This is a genomic window from Pseudomonas putida (assembly GCF_028682635.1).
Taxonomy (GTDB): Bacteria; Pseudomonadota; Gammaproteobacteria; order Pseudomonadales; family Pseudomonadaceae; genus Aquipseudomonas; species Aquipseudomonas putida_AE.
The window spans coordinates 64,425-79,508 of record NZ_JANHLK010000008.1; the positions used below are offsets into that span (position 1 = coordinate 64,425).

The following is a 15,084-nucleotide window of genomic DNA, read 5'->3' on the forward strand; positions in this document are numbered from 1 at the left end:
GGCTCGCCCCTTGCAATCAATTCTTCAACTGTACCTACGATCCCAGTGCAGCGGAGACCGTTAAATGCCCCTTACGCCCCAATCACTGCTGCTGGCCGCTACTCAGGCCAAGAGCAAGACCGTCTCCGCCCCTGCCGCCACAGTGGCCGCCGAGCCCATGGACAAGGCCTCCAGCTTCTCTCAGGTGTATGCCAGGCAGGCTCGGAACACGTCCGTAGCCGCTGAAGCACCTGCGAAACCAGCGCGTGACAAGGTCGAAGATAGCGTCGGTCAAAAGGATGATAACGCTGCCGCCGAGAAGCCCGCCGTTGCCGATAGCGGCAAAGGCTTGCCCGCCGATAAACCGACGCAAGACGACAAGCAGGCCGACGCCGATTCGACGGATGCCGGTCAGGCAGCGATCGCCGATGCGGTGCCTGTCGACCCTGCCTCGGTGCCTGTGGTCGCGGCGCCTGTTGTGGCTGAGCAGCCACCCGTTGAAGCGATTGTTGCAGCGGTCGTCCCGCCAGCAGTCCCCGCCACCGACACCGGTTTCGATCCCGAAGCCGACCCGCTCGACGCCTTGCCAGCCCTGCGCATGGCCATGGAGCAGAGCGGGCATGTCTCGGCCTCGAGCCAGGCAGCCAAGTCGGCACCGACCCAGGCCGACGGCGAGCCGACTTCGGCGCAGACCTTTGCCGCCGGCATGGCGAACATGCTCGATGTGCAGGCCGACCAGGACAGCACCAGCCAGGGTGGCGAAAAAGCCTTCAGTGGCCTGATCGATGCGGGCCTCAAGGATCTCACATCGGCCAGCAGCGATACCCGGGTCGACGATTTCGCCAACCGACTGGCGGCACTGACCCAGGCGGCCACGCCGAAAACCGCCAACGCCGTGCCGGTCAACCAGCCCATCGCGATGCATCAGAGCGGCTGGACCGAAGAAGTGGTGAACCGGGTCATGTACCTGTCCAGCGCCAACCTCAAGGCGGCCGACATCCAGTTGCAGCCGGCCGAACTCGGCCGCCTCGACATTCGGGTGAACATGGTGCCCGACCAGCAGACCCAGGTGACCTTCATGAGCGCCCATCCGGGTGTGCGGGAAGCGCTGGACGGCCAGATGCATCGCCTGCGCGACATGTTCGCCCAGCAGGGCATGGGCCAGGTGGACGTCAATGTGTCCGACCAGTCCCGCGGTTCGCAGGATCAGGGTCAGCAACAGCAGGCGCAGAGCGGGCGTGCCAGTGCTGGCGGTGGACGTCTGGATGCCATGGATGACGAGATCGCGCCGAGCGTGACCGAAGTGGCCGCAACGGCTACCCGGGTGATCGGCTCCAGTGCCGTCGACTACTACGCCTGATTCGCGATGCTCCTAAAAGATCGCAGCCTGCGGCAGCTCCTACAGGGGAATGTGTACACCCTGTAGGAGCTGCCGCAGGCTGCGATCTTTTTTGTTTCTGGCATAACACTTGCTCTTGCCTTGCCGTGCGACTGTGAAAACCCGAATAGTGACGGATTATTGGCATGGCGAAGAGCGACGCAGCAGTAAAAGACCCCGCAACCAAAGGCAAACTCAAGCTGATCATCTTGATCGTGGTGGCGCTGCTGCTGGCGATCGGCTTGTCCGTTGGCGCGACCTGGTACTTCATGCACAGCGCCCAGAACAAGCCTGCCGTCGAAGCTGAAACCGCCGCTTTGGGCAAGCAGCCAGCGGTGTTCGAGCCGATGGCCCCGGCGTTCGTCGCCAACTACACCCAGAACGGTCGCCAACGCTACATGCAAGTGAGCATCACCATGCTCGCGCGCAACCAGGCGGATCTGGACGCGCTCAAGGTGCACATGCCCGTGATCCGCAACAACCTGGTGATGCTGTTCTCCGGTCAGGATTTCGCGACCCTCGCCTCGCCGGTCGGCCAGGAAATGTTGCGCCAGAAGGCCACGGCCAGCGTCCAGGAAGTGGCGCAGAAAGAGCTCGGCAAAGTGGTGATCGAACAGTTGCTTTTCACTAATTTCGTACTGCAGTAGGAACACGACATGGCCGTGCAGGACCTGCTGTCCCAGGATGAGATCGACGCGCTGCTGCATGGCGTCGACGATGGTCTGGTACAGACCGATATCGCTGCCGAACCCGGCACCGTCAAGAGCTACGACCTGACCAGCCAGGATCGCATCGTCCGTGGACGCATGCCGACCCTGGAAATGATCAACGAGCGTTTTGCCCGCTACACGCGCATCAGCATGTTCAACATGCTGCGCCGCTCGGCAGACGTGGCGGTCGGTGGCGTGCAGGTGATGAAGTTCGGCGAATACGTGCACTCGCTGTACGTGCCGACCAGCCTCAACCTGGTCAAGATCAAGCCATTGCGCGGCACTGCGCTGTTCATCCTCGATGCCAAGCTGGTGTTCAAGCTGGTGGACAACTTCTTCGGCGGCGATGGCCGCCACGCCAAGATCGAAGGGCGTGAATTCACCCCGACCGAGCTGCGCGTGGTGCGCATGGTCCTGGAGCAGGCCTTCGTCGACTTGAAAGAAGCCTGGCAGGCGATCATGGAAGTGAACTTCGAGTACATCAACTCGGAAGTGAACCCGGCCATGGCCAACATCGTCGGCCCGAGCGAGGCCATCGTGGTGTCGACCTTCCACATCGAACTCGATGGCGGTGGCGGTGACCTGCACGTGACCATGCCTTACTCGATGATCGAGCCGGTGCGCGAAATGCTCGATGCCGGCTTCCAGTCCGATCTCGACGACCAGGACGAGCGTTGGGTCAACGCCTTGCGCCAGGACGTGATGGACGTCGACGTACCGATCAACGCCACGGTTGCCCGTCGCCAGTTGAAGCTGCGCGACATCCTGCACATGCAGCCGGGGGATGTGATCCCGGTGGACATGCAGGAAGAACTGGTCATGCGCGCCAACGGCGTGCCGGCCTTCAAGGTCAAGATGGGCTCGCACAAGGGCAACCTTGCGCTGCAGGTTATCGAGCCGATCGAGCGTCGTTGAGGCGGCGCCACTCCCCCTATTTAATTGACTCTTCTGACTGAAGAGTTGTTCGCCGAGGACAAATGATGGCTGACCACATGAATACCCAGGACGACCAGGCGCTGGCCGATGAGTGGGCTGCGGCCCTGGAAGAAGCCGGTGACGCCGGCCAGGCCGATATCGACGCCTTGCTGGCCGCCGATGCGGGTCGTTCCTCGTCCAATCGCCTGCCTATGGAAGAATTCGGCAGCGTGCCGAGGAGCAACGAGCCGGTGAGCCTGGAAGGCCCGAACCTGGACGTGATCCTCGACATTCCGGTGTCGATCTCCATGGAAGTCGGCAGCACCGACATCAACATCCGTAACCTGTTGCAGCTCAACCAGGGCTCGGTCATCGAGCTCGATCGCCTGGCCGGTGAACCGCTGGACGTGCTGGTCAACGGCACCCTCATCGCCCATGGCGAAGTGGTGGTGGTCAACGAGAAGTTCGGCATCCGCCTGACCGACGTGATCAGCCCAAGCGAACGCATCAAGAAGCTGCGCTGAGTGAAAAGGCTTTTGGGATTGTTCTTGGGGCTGGCGCTGGTCTTGCCCTGCAGTGTGCTGGCCGCCGAGCCTGTCGCCAATGCCGCCGCCGCGCCTGTGGCCAGCAGCGGCGTGGCCGGGCAGTTGACACAACTGGTGTTTGGTTTGTTGCTGGTGCTGGGGCTGATTTTCTTCCTCGCCTGGCTCTTGCGCCGGGTGCAACAGGCCGGGCCGGCGGGCAAGGGGCAGGTGATCGAGCTGATCGGTTCCCGCGCACTGGGGCCCCGTGATCGCCTGATGCTGGTGCAGGTCGGCAACGAGCAGATCCTGCTTGGCCTGAGCCCGGGCACCATCACGGCGCTGCATGTGCTCAAGGAGCCGGTGCAGGTGCCGAGCGCGACCGAGAAAGCCACCCCGGAGTTCGCCCAGCGCCTGATGGAGCTGATGGGCAAGGATCAGAAGGATAAGAAGTAATGGCTGCGCTGCGCATCATCCTGACGCTGGCCCTGATGCTGGCCGCGCCGCTGGCGATCGCCGCCGATCCATTGTCGATCCCGGCCATCACGCTCGGCACCAATGCCGAGGGCGCCCAGGAATATTCGGTCAGCCTGCAGATCCTGCTGATCATGACCGCGCTGAGTTTCATCCCGGCGTTCGTCATGCTGATGACCAGTTTCACTCGCATCATCATTGTCTTCTCGATCCTGCGCCAGGCCCTGGGCTTGCAGCAGACGCCGTCGAACCAGATCCTCACCGGCATGGCGCTGTTCCTCACCCTGTTCATCATGGCGCCGGTGTTCGACCGGGTGAACCAGGATGCCTTGCAACCTTACCTCGCGGAAAAAATGACCGCCCAGGATGCCGTGGCCAAGGCCCAGGTGCCGATCAAGGACTTCATGCTGGCCCAGACGCGCACCAGTGACCTGGAGCTGTTCATGCGCCTGTCCAAGCGCACCGACATCGCCACGCCGGATCAGGCGCCGCTGACCATCCTGGTGCCGGCGTTCGTCACCTCGGAACTCAAGACCGCGTTCCAGATCGGCTTCATGATCTTCATCCCGTTCCTGATCATCGACCTGGTCGTGGCCAGCGTGCTGATGGCGATGGGCATGATGATGCTCTCGCCGCTGATCATTTCCCTGCCGTTCAAGATCATGCTGTTCGTGCTGGTCGATGGCTGGGCCCTGATCATCGGCACCCTCGCCAGCAGCTTCGGCGGTGTGTCGCCATGACGCCTGAAGTCGCCGTCGACATCTTTCGCGAAGCATTGTGGCTGACCACCCTGATGGTCGCGGTGCTGGTGATTCCGAGCCTGCTCGTGGGGCTGCTGGTGGCGATGTTCCAGGCCGCCACCCAGATCAACGAACAGACCTTGAGTTTCCTGCCGCGCCTGCTGGTGATGCTGGTGACGCTGATCGTCGCCGGCCCCTGGCTGGTGCAGACCTTCATGGAATACATCCTGCAGTTGTACGGCAGCATTCCGCAGGTCATCGGCTAGACCATGTCGTCGCTGCTGCAGCTGACCGATACCCAGATCAGCACCTGGGTGGCGACCTTCATGTTGCCGCTGTTTCGCGTCGGCGCCTTGCTGATGGTCATGCCGGTGTTTGGCACCGCCCTGGTGCCCAAGCGCATCCGCCTGTACTTCGCCCTGGCCATCACCGTGGTCATCGCCCCGGGCCTGCCACCGATGCCGCCGGTGAATGCGCTGGACTTGAGCGGGCTGCTGCTGATTGCCGAGCAGATCCTCGTCGGCGCGATCCTGGGGTTCTCCCTGCAACTGTTCTTCCAGGCCTTCGTGGTGGCGGGGCAGATAGTCGCGATCCAGATGGGCATGGGCTTCGCCTCGATGGTCGACCCCACCAACGGCGTGTCGGTGGCAGTGATCGGACAGTTCTTCACCATGCTGGTGACGCTGCTGTTCCTTTCCATGAACGGCCACCTGGTGGTGTTCGAGGTGCTGACCGAGAGCTTCACCACGTTGCCGGTCGGTAGCGGCCTGATGGTCAACCACTACTGGGAGCTGGCCGGCAAGCTCGGCTGGGTGCTCGGCGCGGCGCTGCTGCTGGTGCTGCCGGCGATCACCGCGCTGTTGGTGGTCAACATCGCATTTGGCGTGATGACCCGGGCGGCGCCGCAACTGAACATTTTCTCCATTGGCTTCCCGCTGACCCTGGTGCTCGGCATGTTCATCCTCTGGGTCGGGCTGGCGGACATTCTCAATCAGTATCAACCGCTGGCTTCCGAGGCCCTGCAGTTTTTACGCGAACTGGCACAGGCGCGCTAAGGCATGGCTGAGAGCGAAAGCGGTCAGGACAAGACAGAAGACCCCACGGAGAAAAAGAAAAAGGACGCCCGTGAGAAAGGCGAGATCGCCCGTTCCAAGGAGCTCAATACCCTGGCGATCATGCTCGCCGGCGCCGGTGCGCTGCTGATCTTCGGGGGTGCCCTGGCCCAGGACATGATGGACCTGATGCGCCTGAATTTTTCCCTGTCCCGCGAGGTGGTGCTGGACCAGCGGGCGATGGGCACTTACCTGCTGCACTCGGGGCAGATCGCCTTGCTGGCGGTTCAACCGGTGATGATCACCTTGCTGCTGGCGGCGATCATCGGCCCGATTTCCCTTGGTGGCTGGCTGTTCTCCGCCGGCACCATGGCGCCCAAGTTCAGTCGCATGAACCCCGGTGCAGGGCTCAAGCGCATGTTCTCGGCCAAGGCCCTGACCGAACTGCTCAAGGCCTTGGCCAAGTTCTTCATCGTCCTGTTCGTGGCCCTGGCGGTGTTGACGGCGGACATCGACGACCTGCTGCGCATCGCCCACGAACCCCTGGACCGCGCCATCACCCACAGTCTGCAAGTGGTCGGCTGGAGCACCCTGTGGATGGCCTGCGGGCTGATCATCATCGCCGCCGTCGACGTGCCGATCCAGATCTGGGAAAGCATCAAGAAGCTGAAGATGACCAAGCAGGAAATCCGCGACGAGCACAAGGACCAGGAAGGGCGGCCGGAGGTCAAGCAACGGATCCGCCAGCTGCAGCGCGAAATGTCCCAGCGCCGGATGATGGCGGCGGTGCCCGATGCCGACGTGGTCATCACCAACCCGACCCACTACGCCGTGGCCCTCAAGTACGACCCGGACAAGAGCGGGGCGCCCATGCTGATCGCCAAGGGCAGCGACTTCCTGGCCCTGAAAATCCGAGAGATCGCGGCGGCCAACGAGATCCTGCTACTGGAATCACCGGCGCTGGCGCGGTCGATCTATTACTCCACCGAACTTGAGCAGGAAATCCCTGGCGGCCTGTACCTCGCCGTCGCCCAGGTACTGGCCTACGTCTACCAGATCCGCCAGTACCGCGCGGGCAAGGGCAAGCGCCCGGATCCGCTAAAAGATGACCTGCCGATCCCGCCGGATTTGCGTCGCGATTCCTGATAACCCCATTCAGCCAACACACAAAACCCTGTGGGAGCGGGCTTGCCCGCGAATGCGGAGTGTCAGGCACCATCAATGCCTCTGACACACCCTCTTCGCGAGCAAGCCCGCTCCCACAGGTCTTGCGCCATGACTGAATCCGTCACTGCCCCAGCGGATCGGTATTATCCAGCGCACGACTCACTGCCAGTTCCGCCAGCATGATGATCTGCTGAAACCCCAGCATCGTATTGCGTTGCGACGTATGTTTAAAGTCGAAAAGATCGCGAAACCTCTGTCTCAATTCTCCACCAAACATCTGTCCCTTTCGTTTACCTTTGTCCCCTTCTTACCCAATCGGGTAAAGAAAACTCTCCGCGTTCTTGCGCTTGCCTTACTGAGGCCATCACATTTGCATGTTGTGTTCTTGTTATTCTTGAGAACTCTTCTTCTGTCTGTAGTCGATTCGGTCTAGCTGGATGTGTTGTTGTCTCCAAAGAATTCTGACGATTATGTATATCGTCAAAAGACCAATTGGACGTTCGTCTATTGGAGGTTTGTGTGTTGAGAGGGGTTGAAGTTCTTGCTTCGGTAACAATTTGTGCATCGCCAACAAATGGTGCGTTGGTTGGATGTTGTATTGGGACGATTTTTGCTTCTGGTATAATTTTTTTTGTGGAAGTGTTTTCAGTTAGCGAAAGAAGTCCGTTCGTTTTTGAGTGTGGTATTGGTAAGTTAGCAGTGAGAGGGGGCATGAGTGCGTTGGTTTTTCTGGTTGCCTTTAACCAGCGTAAAGCCAATGACCTGACCCGTAACACTATCGCAAAGTGACCTGTAGGATCTGACTCGTTAATCGGCTCTCCTGCACAATACGCATACGAATTCAATCCACCCTTGTCAAACGGACTCAAACTGTCCGGACGATTAAACCGCATCAAAAACGGATTAAACGCTCGATACCCATTCCCTAACAAATACCAACCGGTCACTCGATCCGGCCGCTCTCCGTTGAATCCAAGGAGGGTAAATAACCCGTTCCCGGCAGGGCGGTGGCCATAGGGTGAATAGGCGATGGGTCGTTGGGGTTGATTGGACTTGAGCGTCTGCAACACCGAGCGCTGCTGATCAGTGGTCAGGAGCGTGGTATCGAGTGAACCGCCGTCCTTCTGCTGTTGCGCCAGCAGTTGGTCGCCGTGCTGAAATACCGAATACCGGTTCGCACCCTGAATCTCGGTGGCCAGTCGGCTTTTGCAATAAAAGCGCTGGTGCTCGGGCTCGTTTGGCAGTTCGTTGCTCGTCAACCGGTCAAGCGCATCGTAGCTATATCGACAGAGCAGGGTTTCGCGTGGGGTTGCCATGTATGGACGCCTCGAAAGGTCGAAGGACTTGCGCCGAGTATCAGCGATTATGCAACGGGCGGGTACTAGCAGAACTGATAGGTTCGCCGTTGTAAGGTCGTGCGATACACGGACGGAAGATCGAAAGATCGCAGCCTTCGGCAGCTCCTACAGGGGTACTCCGAGCCTCTGTAGGAGCTGCCGCAGGCTGCGATCTTTTTGCTTGCGCAAACCTCTATTTCAAACCTGCGCAAAAGTTGGAAAGCTTCTTGCAGTGCCCACCCCGCGCCCGCTTCTGGCGTCAAAAGTTTTGCTTCAAAGGAACGGGGAATACCGGTGGATCGCTCTCAGTTAATCAACAGTGCCCGCACGAACATGGCAGACCTCAGTCGAGGCAATCTGGGCGTGCCGCTGTTGCTGCTGGTCATGTTGGCGATGATGATGTTGCCGATGCCGCCGTTCCTGCTCGACGTGTTCTTCACCTTCAACATTGCCCTGTCGATCGTCGTGCTGCTGGTCTGCGTCTACGCCTTGCGGCCGCTGGATTTTGCGGTGTTCCCGACCATCCTGCTGGTGGCGACGTTGTTGCGCCTGGCTTTGAACGTTGCGTCAACCCGGGTGGTGATGCTCCACGGCCAGGACGGCCATGCTGCCGCGGGCAAGGTGATCCAGGCCTTTGGCGAGGTGGTGATCGGCGGTAACTACGTGGTCGGTATCGTGGTGTTCGCAATTTTGATGATCATCAACTTCGTCGTGGTGACCAAGGGTGCCGGGCGGATTTCCGAGGTGAGCGCGCGGTTCACCCTCGATGCGATGCCCGGCAAGCAGATGGCCATCGACGCCGACCTCAACGCCGGCCTGATCGACCAGAACCAGGCCAAGGCGCGGCGTTCGGAAGTGGCTCAGGAGGCCGAGTTCTACGGCTCCATGGACGGTGCCAGCAAGTTCGTGCGCGGTGACGCCATCGCCGGCCTGCTGATTCTGTTCATCAACCTGATCGGCGGCATGGCGGTCGGTATCTTCCAGCACAACATGTCCTTCGCCGATGCCGGCAAGGTGTACGCGCTGCTGACCATCGGTGACGGTTTGGTGGCGCAATTGCCATCACTGTTGTTATCCACAGCGGCGGCGATCATGGTGACCCGTGCTTCGGGCTCCGAAGACATGGGCAAGCAGATCAACCGGCAGATGTTCGCATCGCCCAAGGCGCTGGCGGTGTCGGCCGGCCTGATGGCGGTGATGGGGCTGGTGCCGGGCATGCCGCACTTCTCCTTCCTTTCCATGGCCGCCCTGGCCGCCGGTGGCGCATACCTGTTCTGGAAAAAACAGAACACCGCCAAGGTGCAGGCCCTGCAAGAGGTCAAGCGTCAGCAGGAACTTCTGCCATCGCCGGCCCGCGCCCAGGAAACCAAGGAGCTGGGCTGGGATGACGTGACGCCGATCGACATGATCGGCCTGGAAGTGGGCTACCGCCTGATTCCGCTGGTGGACCGCAACCAGGGCGGGCAACTGCTGGCGCGGATCAAGGGTGTGCGCAAGAAGTTGTCCCAGGACCTGGGTTTCCTGATGCCCACGGTGCACATCCGCGACAACCTCGACCTGGCGCCGAGTGCCTATCGCCTGACCCTGATGGGGGTGATCCTCGCCGAGGCGGAGATTTACCCGGATCGCGAGCTGGCGATCAACCCGGGGCAGGTCTACGGCACGCTCAACGGCATAACCGCCAAAGATCCGGCTTTCGGCCTGGAGGCGGTGTGGATCGAAATCAGCCAGCGCGCCCAGGCGCAATCGCTTGGTTATACCGTGGTCGATGCCAGTACCGTGGTGGCCACGCACTTGAACCAGATCCTGTACAAGCACTCCAGCGAGCTGATCGGCCACGAAGAAGTCCAGCAACTCATGCAATTGCTGGCGAAAAACTCGCCGAAACTGGCCGAAGAGCTGGTGCCGGGCGTGCTGTCGCTGTCGCAATTGCTCAAGGTCCTGCAAGCGCTGTTGGCCGAACAGGTGCCGGTACGCGACATTCGCAGCATTGCCGAAGCCATCGCAAACAACGCCAACAAGAGTCAAGATACCGCCGCGCTGGTGGCTGCGGTGCGCGTCGGCGTATCCCGCGCCATCGTGCAAAGCATTGTAGGCACTGACTCCGAGCTACCAGTGGTCACGCTGGAGCCAAGGTTGGAACAGATATTGCTCAATAGTCTGCAGAAGGCAGGGCAAGGCTCGGAAGAGGGCGTCCTGCTGGAGCCAAGCATGGCTGAGAAGCTGCAACGCTCGTTGATCGATGCGGCGCAGCGGCAGGAGATGCAAGGTCAACCGGTGATTCTGCTGGTGGCCGGTCCGGTTCGCGCGATGCTCTCGCGATTTGGCCGGCTCGCAGTCCCGGGTTTGCACGTGTTGGCGTATCAGGAAATCCCTGACAACAAGCAAGTGACCATCGTTGCGACAGTAGGGCCCAACGGCTGAGGTAGTGGTTTATGCAAGTTAAGCGTTTTTTCGCCGCCGATATGCGTCAGGCCATGAAGCTGGTTCGTGATGAGCTGGGCGCCGATGCCGCCATCATTGGCAACCGGCGCATCGCCGGTGGTGTCGAGCTGATGGCTGCCCTGGATTACAAGCTGTCGGCGCTGGCACCGCGTGTGCCGAACGTGGAGCTCGAGGACGAGCTGCGCAAGACCCAGTCGCGGATCGTCACCGCCCAGGCCGAATTGAGCCTGCGGGGCGAGGGCGAGAGCGACAAGGGCACCAATCGCCAGTTGTTTGCCGGCCTGCCGTTGACCGCTGCCGAACCGCTGATCGAACCGACCCTGGCCGAGCCACCGCGACCTGCCCCGGCCCCTGCGCCGGCGGCCGGTCTCGATACGCGGGCCTTCGATTCGATGCGATCGGAACTCAACAGCCTGCGTGAACTGATGGAAGTGCAGCTCGGTTCCCTCGCCTGGAACCAGCTGCAGGGCAGCCGCCCGGCCCAGGCGAACCTGTGGCGTCGCCTGCAGCGCATCGGCCTGTCCGGTCCGTTGTCGCGGGACCTGCTGGCACTGGTCAGCGAAATTGAAGAACCCCGTCAGGCCTGGCGCATGTTGCTGGCGCACCTGGCGCGGATGATCGCCACCCCGGAAGTGGAACCGCTGGAAGAGGGCGGCGTGATTGCCATGGTCGGCCCGGCCGGCATGGGCAAGACCACCACCCTGGCCAAGCTGGCTGCGCGTTACGTGCTCAAGTACGGCGCTCAGAACATTGCCCTGGTAAGCATGGACAGCTTCCGCATCGGAGCCCAGGAACAGCTCAAGACCCTCGGGCGGATCCTCAATGTGCCGGTGACCCACGTCGATCCGGGCCAGTCGCTGGTCCAGGCGCTGGACCCGTTGCTGCGCAAGCGCGTGGTGCTGATCGATACCGCCGGCCTGCAAGCCAGCGACCCGGCCCTGCGCATGCAGCTCGAAAGCCTGGCCAGTCGCGGCATCCGCTCAAAAAATTATCTGGTCCTGGCAACCACCAGCCAGAAACAGGTTCTAACCGCCGCTTATCACAGTTACAAGCGTTGTGGGCTCGCTGGCTGCATCCTGACTAAACTGGATGAAACGGCAAGTCTGGGCGAGGTGTTGAGCCTGGCCATCAGCCATGAATTGCCGGTGGCCTACCTGACCGACGGTCCGCGGATTCCAGATGATCTGCATCTGCCGCGCCGTCATCAACTGGTCAGTCGGGCCGTCAGCGTGCAAATGCAGGAAGAACCCAGCGAAGAAGCCATGGCTGACATGTTCGCTGATATCTATCACAGCCCGACCAAGCAGGTTGGCTGAGGTAACAATGAATAGTTTTTGTACCTACATCGATGGCCTGCCATGCATTGTTCCGGTTGTGAACGCGCAGCCAGTTATGTGGCCCCGTCTATGCAGAACAAGGTAAAGAAATAACATGGGCAGCATGCATCCTGTACAGGTGATCGCGGTGACCGGCGGCAAAGGTGGCGTCGGCAAAACTAACGTGTCAGTGAACTTGTCCCTGGCTTTGGCTGAGCTCGGCCGGCGCGTCATGCTGCTGGACGCTGACCTGGGCCTGGCGAACGTCGACGTTCTGTTGGGGCTGACACCCAAACGTACCCTGGCCGACGTGATCGAAGGCCGCTGTGAGCTGCGCGACGTGCTGTTGCAGGGCCCCGGCGGCATCCGCATCGTGCCGGCCGCGTCCGGCACCCAGAGCATGGTTCATTTGAGCCCGGCCCAGCACGCCGGCCTGATCCAGGCCTTCAGTGACATTGGCGACAACCTCGACGTGCTGGTGATCGACACCGCCGCGGGCATTGGCGAGTCGGTGGTCAGTTTCGTGCGCGCGGCCCAGGAGGTGTTGCTGGTGGTCTGCGACGAGCCGACCTCGATCACTGACGCCTACGCCTTGATCAAGTTGCTCAACCGCGATTACGGCATGAACCGCTTCCGCGTGCTGGCGAACATGGCGCAGAGCCCGCAGGAAGGGCGCAACCTGTTCGCCAAGTTGACCAAGGTCACCGACCGCTTCCTCGATGTCGCCCTGCAATATGTCGGCGCCGTGCCTTACGACGAAAGCGTGCGCAAGGCTGTGCAGAAGCAGCGCGCCGTCTACGAAGCCTTCCCGCGCTCCAAGTGCTCGCTGGCGTTCAAGGCGATCGCGCAGAAGGTCGACACCTGGCCGCTGCCCGCCAACCCGCGTGGGCACCTGGAATTTTTCGTCGAGCGCCTCGTGCAACAAACGGCAGGACCCGTGCTATGACCGCAAGCGGTTACAACCTCTACAAGGCATCGGCGCGTAACGCGCAGTACGAGCTGATCGAGCGTTACGCGCCGCTGGTTAAACGCATTGCCTATCACTTGCTGGCGCGTCTGCCGGCCAGTGTCCAGGTGGAAGACCTGATCCAGGCCGGGATGATTGGCCTGTTGGAAGTATCGACCAAATACGACGCCAGCAAAGGCGCGAGTTTCGAGACCTACGCGGGCATCCGTATCCGCGGCGCCATGCTCGATGAAGTGCGCAAGGGCGATTGGGCGCCGCGTTCGGTGCATCGCAATACGCGGATGGTCAGCGACGCGATCCGCACAATTGAAGCTAAAACCGGGCGTGACGCTAAAGATCACGAGGTTGCGGCCGAACTCCAATTGAGCCTTGACGATTATTACGGGATTTTGAACGACACCCTGGGCAGCCGCCTGTTCAGTTTCGACGACCTGTTGCAGGACGGCGAACACGAAGGGCTGCACGAGGACGGCGCGAGTGCGCATCTGGAACCGTCGCGCGATCTGGAAGATGAACGCTTCCAGGCGGCGCTGGCCGATGCGATCGCCAATTTGCCGGAGCGCGAGCGCCTGGTGTTGGCGCTGTACTACGACGAAGAGTTGAATCTCAAGGAAATCGGCGAGGTCCTGGGGGTCAGCGAATCCCGGGTCAGCCAGTTACACAGCCAGTGCGCGGCCCGCTTGCGGGGGCGTCTGGGAGAGTGGCGAGCGCGCTGAAGGCAGTGTGGGGGCACTGCGACTTGGCTGGTGGGGTGATGAACCGCGCCGGTCTCGATCCGTTGTACTCCAGACAGTCATCGAGTGTTTCGCCAGTTTGATTGAAATGGCGCGTCCAGGTGCTGGGCGCGTTTTAGTCTGCTTGGAGGTCGAATTGGACAAGAACATGAAAATCCTCATCGTTGATGACTTCTCAACGATGCGGCGGATCATAAAAAACCTGTTGCGTGACCTTGGGTTCACCAACACGGTCGAGGCCGACGATGGCACTAGCGCCATTCCGGTACTCAACAGCGGGAGCATCGACTTTCTGGTGACGGACTGGAACATGCCTGGCATGACCGGTATCGATCTGCTGCGCCACGTGCGCGCCGATGAAAGGCTCAAGCACCTGCCAGTGCTGATGGTGACCGCCGAAGCCAAGCGCGAGCAGATCATCGAAGCAGCCCAGGCCGGTGTAAACGGCTATGTGGTCAAACCCTTCACGGCCCAGGCGTTGAAAGAAAAAATCGAAAAGATTTTCGAACGCATCGGTTGAACTGCGCCACGGGGGAGCTATGGGGCATAACGAATCATCCCAGGGCGATTTTGAATCGACCCTGAAAAAACACGCCGTCGAATTGGTCGAGAGCCTTGAAAAGGGCAGGTTCGGCGATGCTGTGCAATTGATCCATGAGCTCAACCAGACCCGTGACCGTGGCCTGTATCAGGAAGTGGGCAAGCTCACCCGCGAGCTGCACAGCGCGATCGTCAATTTCCAGATTGACCCGCACATGCCTCAAGCCGAGGAAGTCTCACAGATCACCGACGCCACCGAGCGCCTGGGGTATGTGGTCAAGCTGACCGAAGCCGCCGCCAACCGCACCATGGACCTGGTGGAAAACGCCACGCCGCTGGTCAACAGCCTGGCTGAAGAAGCCCAGGGCCTGAGCACCGACTGGGGACGGTTCATGCGGCGCGAAGTCGGCGCTGAAGAGTTTCGTGAACTGGCCCGGCGCGTCGACGGCTTCCTGACGCGCAGCAGCACGGACAACCGCGCGGTGTCGAGCAACCTCAACGACATTCTGCTCGCCCAGGATTACCAGGACCTTACCGGCCAGGTGATCAAGCGCGTGACCCAGCTGGTCACCGAAGTGGAAAGCAACCTGCTCAAGCTCGTGCTGATGGCCAGTCAGGTGGACCGCTTTGCGGGCATCGAACATGACCGTGCGGCAATGCTTGCAGAAAAAGATCCACAAAAACATCTCTCGAAGGGTGAAGGTCCGCAGATTCATGCCGATAAAAGAGAAGACGTTATGTCCGGTCAGGACGATGTGGACGATTTGTTATCCAGTCTTGGATTTTAGGTTTTTAGGTTTTTAGACCTT

Annotated in this window: 16 protein-coding genes and 1 pseudogene; 15 read left to right on the forward strand and 2 right to left on the reverse strand. The window is 60.8% G+C overall.

Annotation, left to right across the window (positions count from 1 at the left end; translation table 11 throughout):
- Positions 1-64: 64 nt before the first annotated feature.
- The 9 genes from NPS56_RS12325 to flhB all read left to right on the forward strand — a co-directional run bounded on the left by NPS56_RS12325 (position 65) and on the right by flhB (position 6,915).
- Positions 65-1,339 (forward strand): flagellar hook-length control protein FliK, encoded by a 1,275-nt coding sequence (locus NPS56_RS12325; protein ID WP_274074852.1) that lies wholly within the window; start codon positions 65-67, stop codon positions 1,337-1,339.
- 164 nt (positions 1,340-1,503) lie between these two features.
- A complete protein-coding gene (gene fliL, locus NPS56_RS12330; RefSeq protein WP_274074853.1) occupies positions 1,504-2,004 on the forward strand; it encodes a flagellar basal body-associated protein FliL in 501 nt (166 codons plus the stop codon).
- Positions 2,005-2,013: 9 nt separating this feature from the next.
- Positions 2,014-2,982 (forward strand): flagellar motor switch protein FliM, encoded by a 969-nt coding sequence (fliM, locus tag NPS56_RS12335; protein WP_020796965.1) that lies wholly within the window; start codon positions 2,014-2,016, stop codon positions 2,980-2,982.
- A gap of 65 nt (positions 2,983-3,047) precedes the next feature.
- Entirely contained in the window at positions 3,048-3,506 is a 459-nt protein-coding gene (fliN, locus tag NPS56_RS12340) for a flagellar motor switch protein FliN (RefSeq protein WP_274074854.1), read from the forward strand.
- Positions 3,507-3,959: a flagellar biosynthetic protein FliO gene (gene fliO, locus NPS56_RS12345; RefSeq protein ID WP_274074855.1), complete on the forward strand. Its 453-nt coding sequence runs from the start codon at positions 3,507-3,509 to the stop codon at positions 3,957-3,959. It begins immediately after the preceding gene.
- Complete coding sequence (fliP, locus tag NPS56_RS12350; protein WP_274074856.1) at positions 3,959-4,717, forward strand: flagellar type III secretion system pore protein FliP; 759 nt, start codon at positions 3,959-3,961, stop codon at positions 4,715-4,717. The genes fliO and fliP overlap by 1 nt, the downstream gene beginning before the upstream one ends.
- Positions 4,714-4,983: a flagellar biosynthesis protein FliQ gene (fliQ, locus tag NPS56_RS12355; protein ID WP_046816911.1), complete on the forward strand. Its 270-nt coding sequence runs from the start codon at positions 4,714-4,716 to the stop codon at positions 4,981-4,983. Before fliP ends, fliQ begins: the two co-directional genes overlap by 4 nt.
- Before the next feature lie 3 nt (positions 4,984-4,986).
- Positions 4,987-5,772 (forward strand): flagellar biosynthetic protein FliR, encoded by a 786-nt coding sequence (gene fliR, locus NPS56_RS12360; RefSeq protein WP_046816912.1) that lies wholly within the window; start codon positions 4,987-4,989, stop codon positions 5,770-5,772.
- Between the two features lie 3 nt (positions 5,773-5,775).
- Positions 5,776-6,915: a flagellar biosynthesis protein FlhB gene (gene flhB, locus NPS56_RS12365; RefSeq protein ID WP_274074857.1), complete on the forward strand. Its 1,140-nt coding sequence runs from the start codon at positions 5,776-5,778 to the stop codon at positions 6,913-6,915.
- 142 nt (positions 6,916-7,057) lie between these two features.
- Here the strand turns inward: flhB and NPS56_RS31325 are convergent.
- A pseudogene (locus NPS56_RS31325) lies at positions 7,058-7,153 on the reverse strand (DUF6124 family protein); the annotation flags it as partial.
- 73 nt (positions 7,154-7,226) lie between these two features.
- Positions 7,227-8,252, reverse strand: a complete 1,026-nt coding sequence (locus tag NPS56_RS12375; RefSeq protein WP_274074858.1) for an RHS repeat-associated core domain-containing protein — start codon at positions 8,250-8,252, stop codon at positions 7,227-7,229.
- A 315-nt stretch (positions 8,253-8,567) separates the two neighbouring features.
- Between NPS56_RS12375 and flhA the strand changes: the two genes are divergently transcribed.
- The 6 genes from flhA (at position 8,568) to NPS56_RS12405 (ending at position 15,063) form a co-directional block, all read left to right on the forward strand.
- Positions 8,568-10,697, forward strand: coding sequence for a flagellar biosynthesis protein FlhA (flhA, locus tag NPS56_RS12380; protein ID WP_274074859.1), 2,130 nt, complete (start codon positions 8,568-8,570; stop codon positions 10,695-10,697).
- Positions 10,698-10,708: 11 nt separating this feature from the next.
- Positions 10,709-12,034 carry a flagellar biosynthesis protein FlhF gene (flhF, locus tag NPS56_RS12385; RefSeq protein WP_274074860.1) on the forward strand — a complete coding sequence of 442 codons (1,326 nt, stop codon included), beginning with the start codon at positions 10,709-10,711 and terminating at the stop codon, positions 12,032-12,034.
- 115 nt (positions 12,035-12,149) lie between these two features.
- Positions 12,150-12,980, forward strand: a complete 831-nt coding sequence (gene fleN, locus NPS56_RS12390; RefSeq protein WP_007975361.1) for a flagellar synthesis regulator FleN — start codon at positions 12,150-12,152, stop codon at positions 12,978-12,980.
- On the forward strand, positions 12,977-13,717 hold the full coding sequence (gene fliA, locus NPS56_RS12395) for an RNA polymerase sigma factor FliA (RefSeq protein ID WP_008055347.1): 741 nt from the start codon (positions 12,977-12,979) through the stop codon (positions 13,715-13,717). The genes fleN and fliA overlap by 4 nt, the downstream gene beginning before the upstream one ends.
- A gap of 166 nt (positions 13,718-13,883) precedes the next feature.
- Positions 13,884-14,255, forward strand: coding sequence for a chemotaxis response regulator CheY (locus tag NPS56_RS12400; protein WP_162488921.1), 372 nt, complete (start codon positions 13,884-13,886; stop codon positions 14,253-14,255).
- 19 nt (positions 14,256-14,274) lie between these two features.
- Positions 14,275-15,063, forward strand: coding sequence for a protein phosphatase CheZ (locus tag NPS56_RS12405; RefSeq protein WP_274074861.1), 789 nt, complete (start codon positions 14,275-14,277; stop codon positions 15,061-15,063).
- Positions 15,064-15,084 lie beyond the last annotated feature (21 nt).

Excerpts from the sequence above, each read along its gene's own strand:
- fliM (WP_020796965.1), top strand. The coding sequence starts at position 2,014 with ATGGCCGTGCAGGACCTGCTGTCCCAGGATGAGATCGACGCGCTGCTG.
- NPS56_RS12375 (WP_274074858.1), bottom strand. The coding sequence starts at position 8,252 with ATGGCAACCCCACGCGAAACCCTGCTCTGTCGATATAGCTACGATGCG.
- flhB (WP_274074857.1), top strand. The coding sequence starts at position 5,776 with ATGGCTGAGAGCGAAAGCGGTCAGGACAAGACAGAAGACCCCACGGAG.
- flhF (WP_274074860.1), top strand. The coding sequence starts at position 10,709 with ATGCAAGTTAAGCGTTTTTTCGCCGCCGATATGCGTCAGGCCATGAAG.
- NPS56_RS12325 (WP_274074852.1), top strand. The coding sequence starts at position 65 with ATGCCCCTTACGCCCCAATCACTGCTGCTGGCCGCTACTCAGGCCAAG.
- fliR (WP_046816912.1), top strand. The coding sequence starts at position 4,987 with ATGTCGTCGCTGCTGCAGCTGACCGATACCCAGATCAGCACCTGGGTG.
- NPS56_RS12405 (WP_274074861.1), top strand. The coding sequence starts at position 14,275 with ATGGGGCATAACGAATCATCCCAGGGCGATTTTGAATCGACCCTGAAA.
- fliA (WP_008055347.1), top strand. The coding sequence starts at position 12,977 with ATGACCGCAAGCGGTTACAACCTCTACAAGGCATCGGCGCGTAACGCG.
- fliN (WP_274074854.1), top strand. The coding sequence starts at position 3,048 with ATGGCTGACCACATGAATACCCAGGACGACCAGGCGCTGGCCGATGAG.
- fliL (WP_274074853.1), top strand. The coding sequence starts at position 1,504 with ATGGCGAAGAGCGACGCAGCAGTAAAAGACCCCGCAACCAAAGGCAAA.
- NPS56_RS12400 (WP_162488921.1), top strand. The coding sequence starts at position 13,884 with ATGAAAATCCTCATCGTTGATGACTTCTCAACGATGCGGCGGATCATA.
- fliQ (WP_046816911.1), top strand. The coding sequence starts at position 4,714 with ATGACGCCTGAAGTCGCCGTCGACATCTTTCGCGAAGCATTGTGGCTG.
- fliP (WP_274074856.1), top strand. The coding sequence starts at position 3,959 with ATGGCTGCGCTGCGCATCATCCTGACGCTGGCCCTGATGCTGGCCGCG.
- fleN (WP_007975361.1), top strand. The coding sequence starts at position 12,150 with ATGGGCAGCATGCATCCTGTACAGGTGATCGCGGTGACCGGCGGCAAA.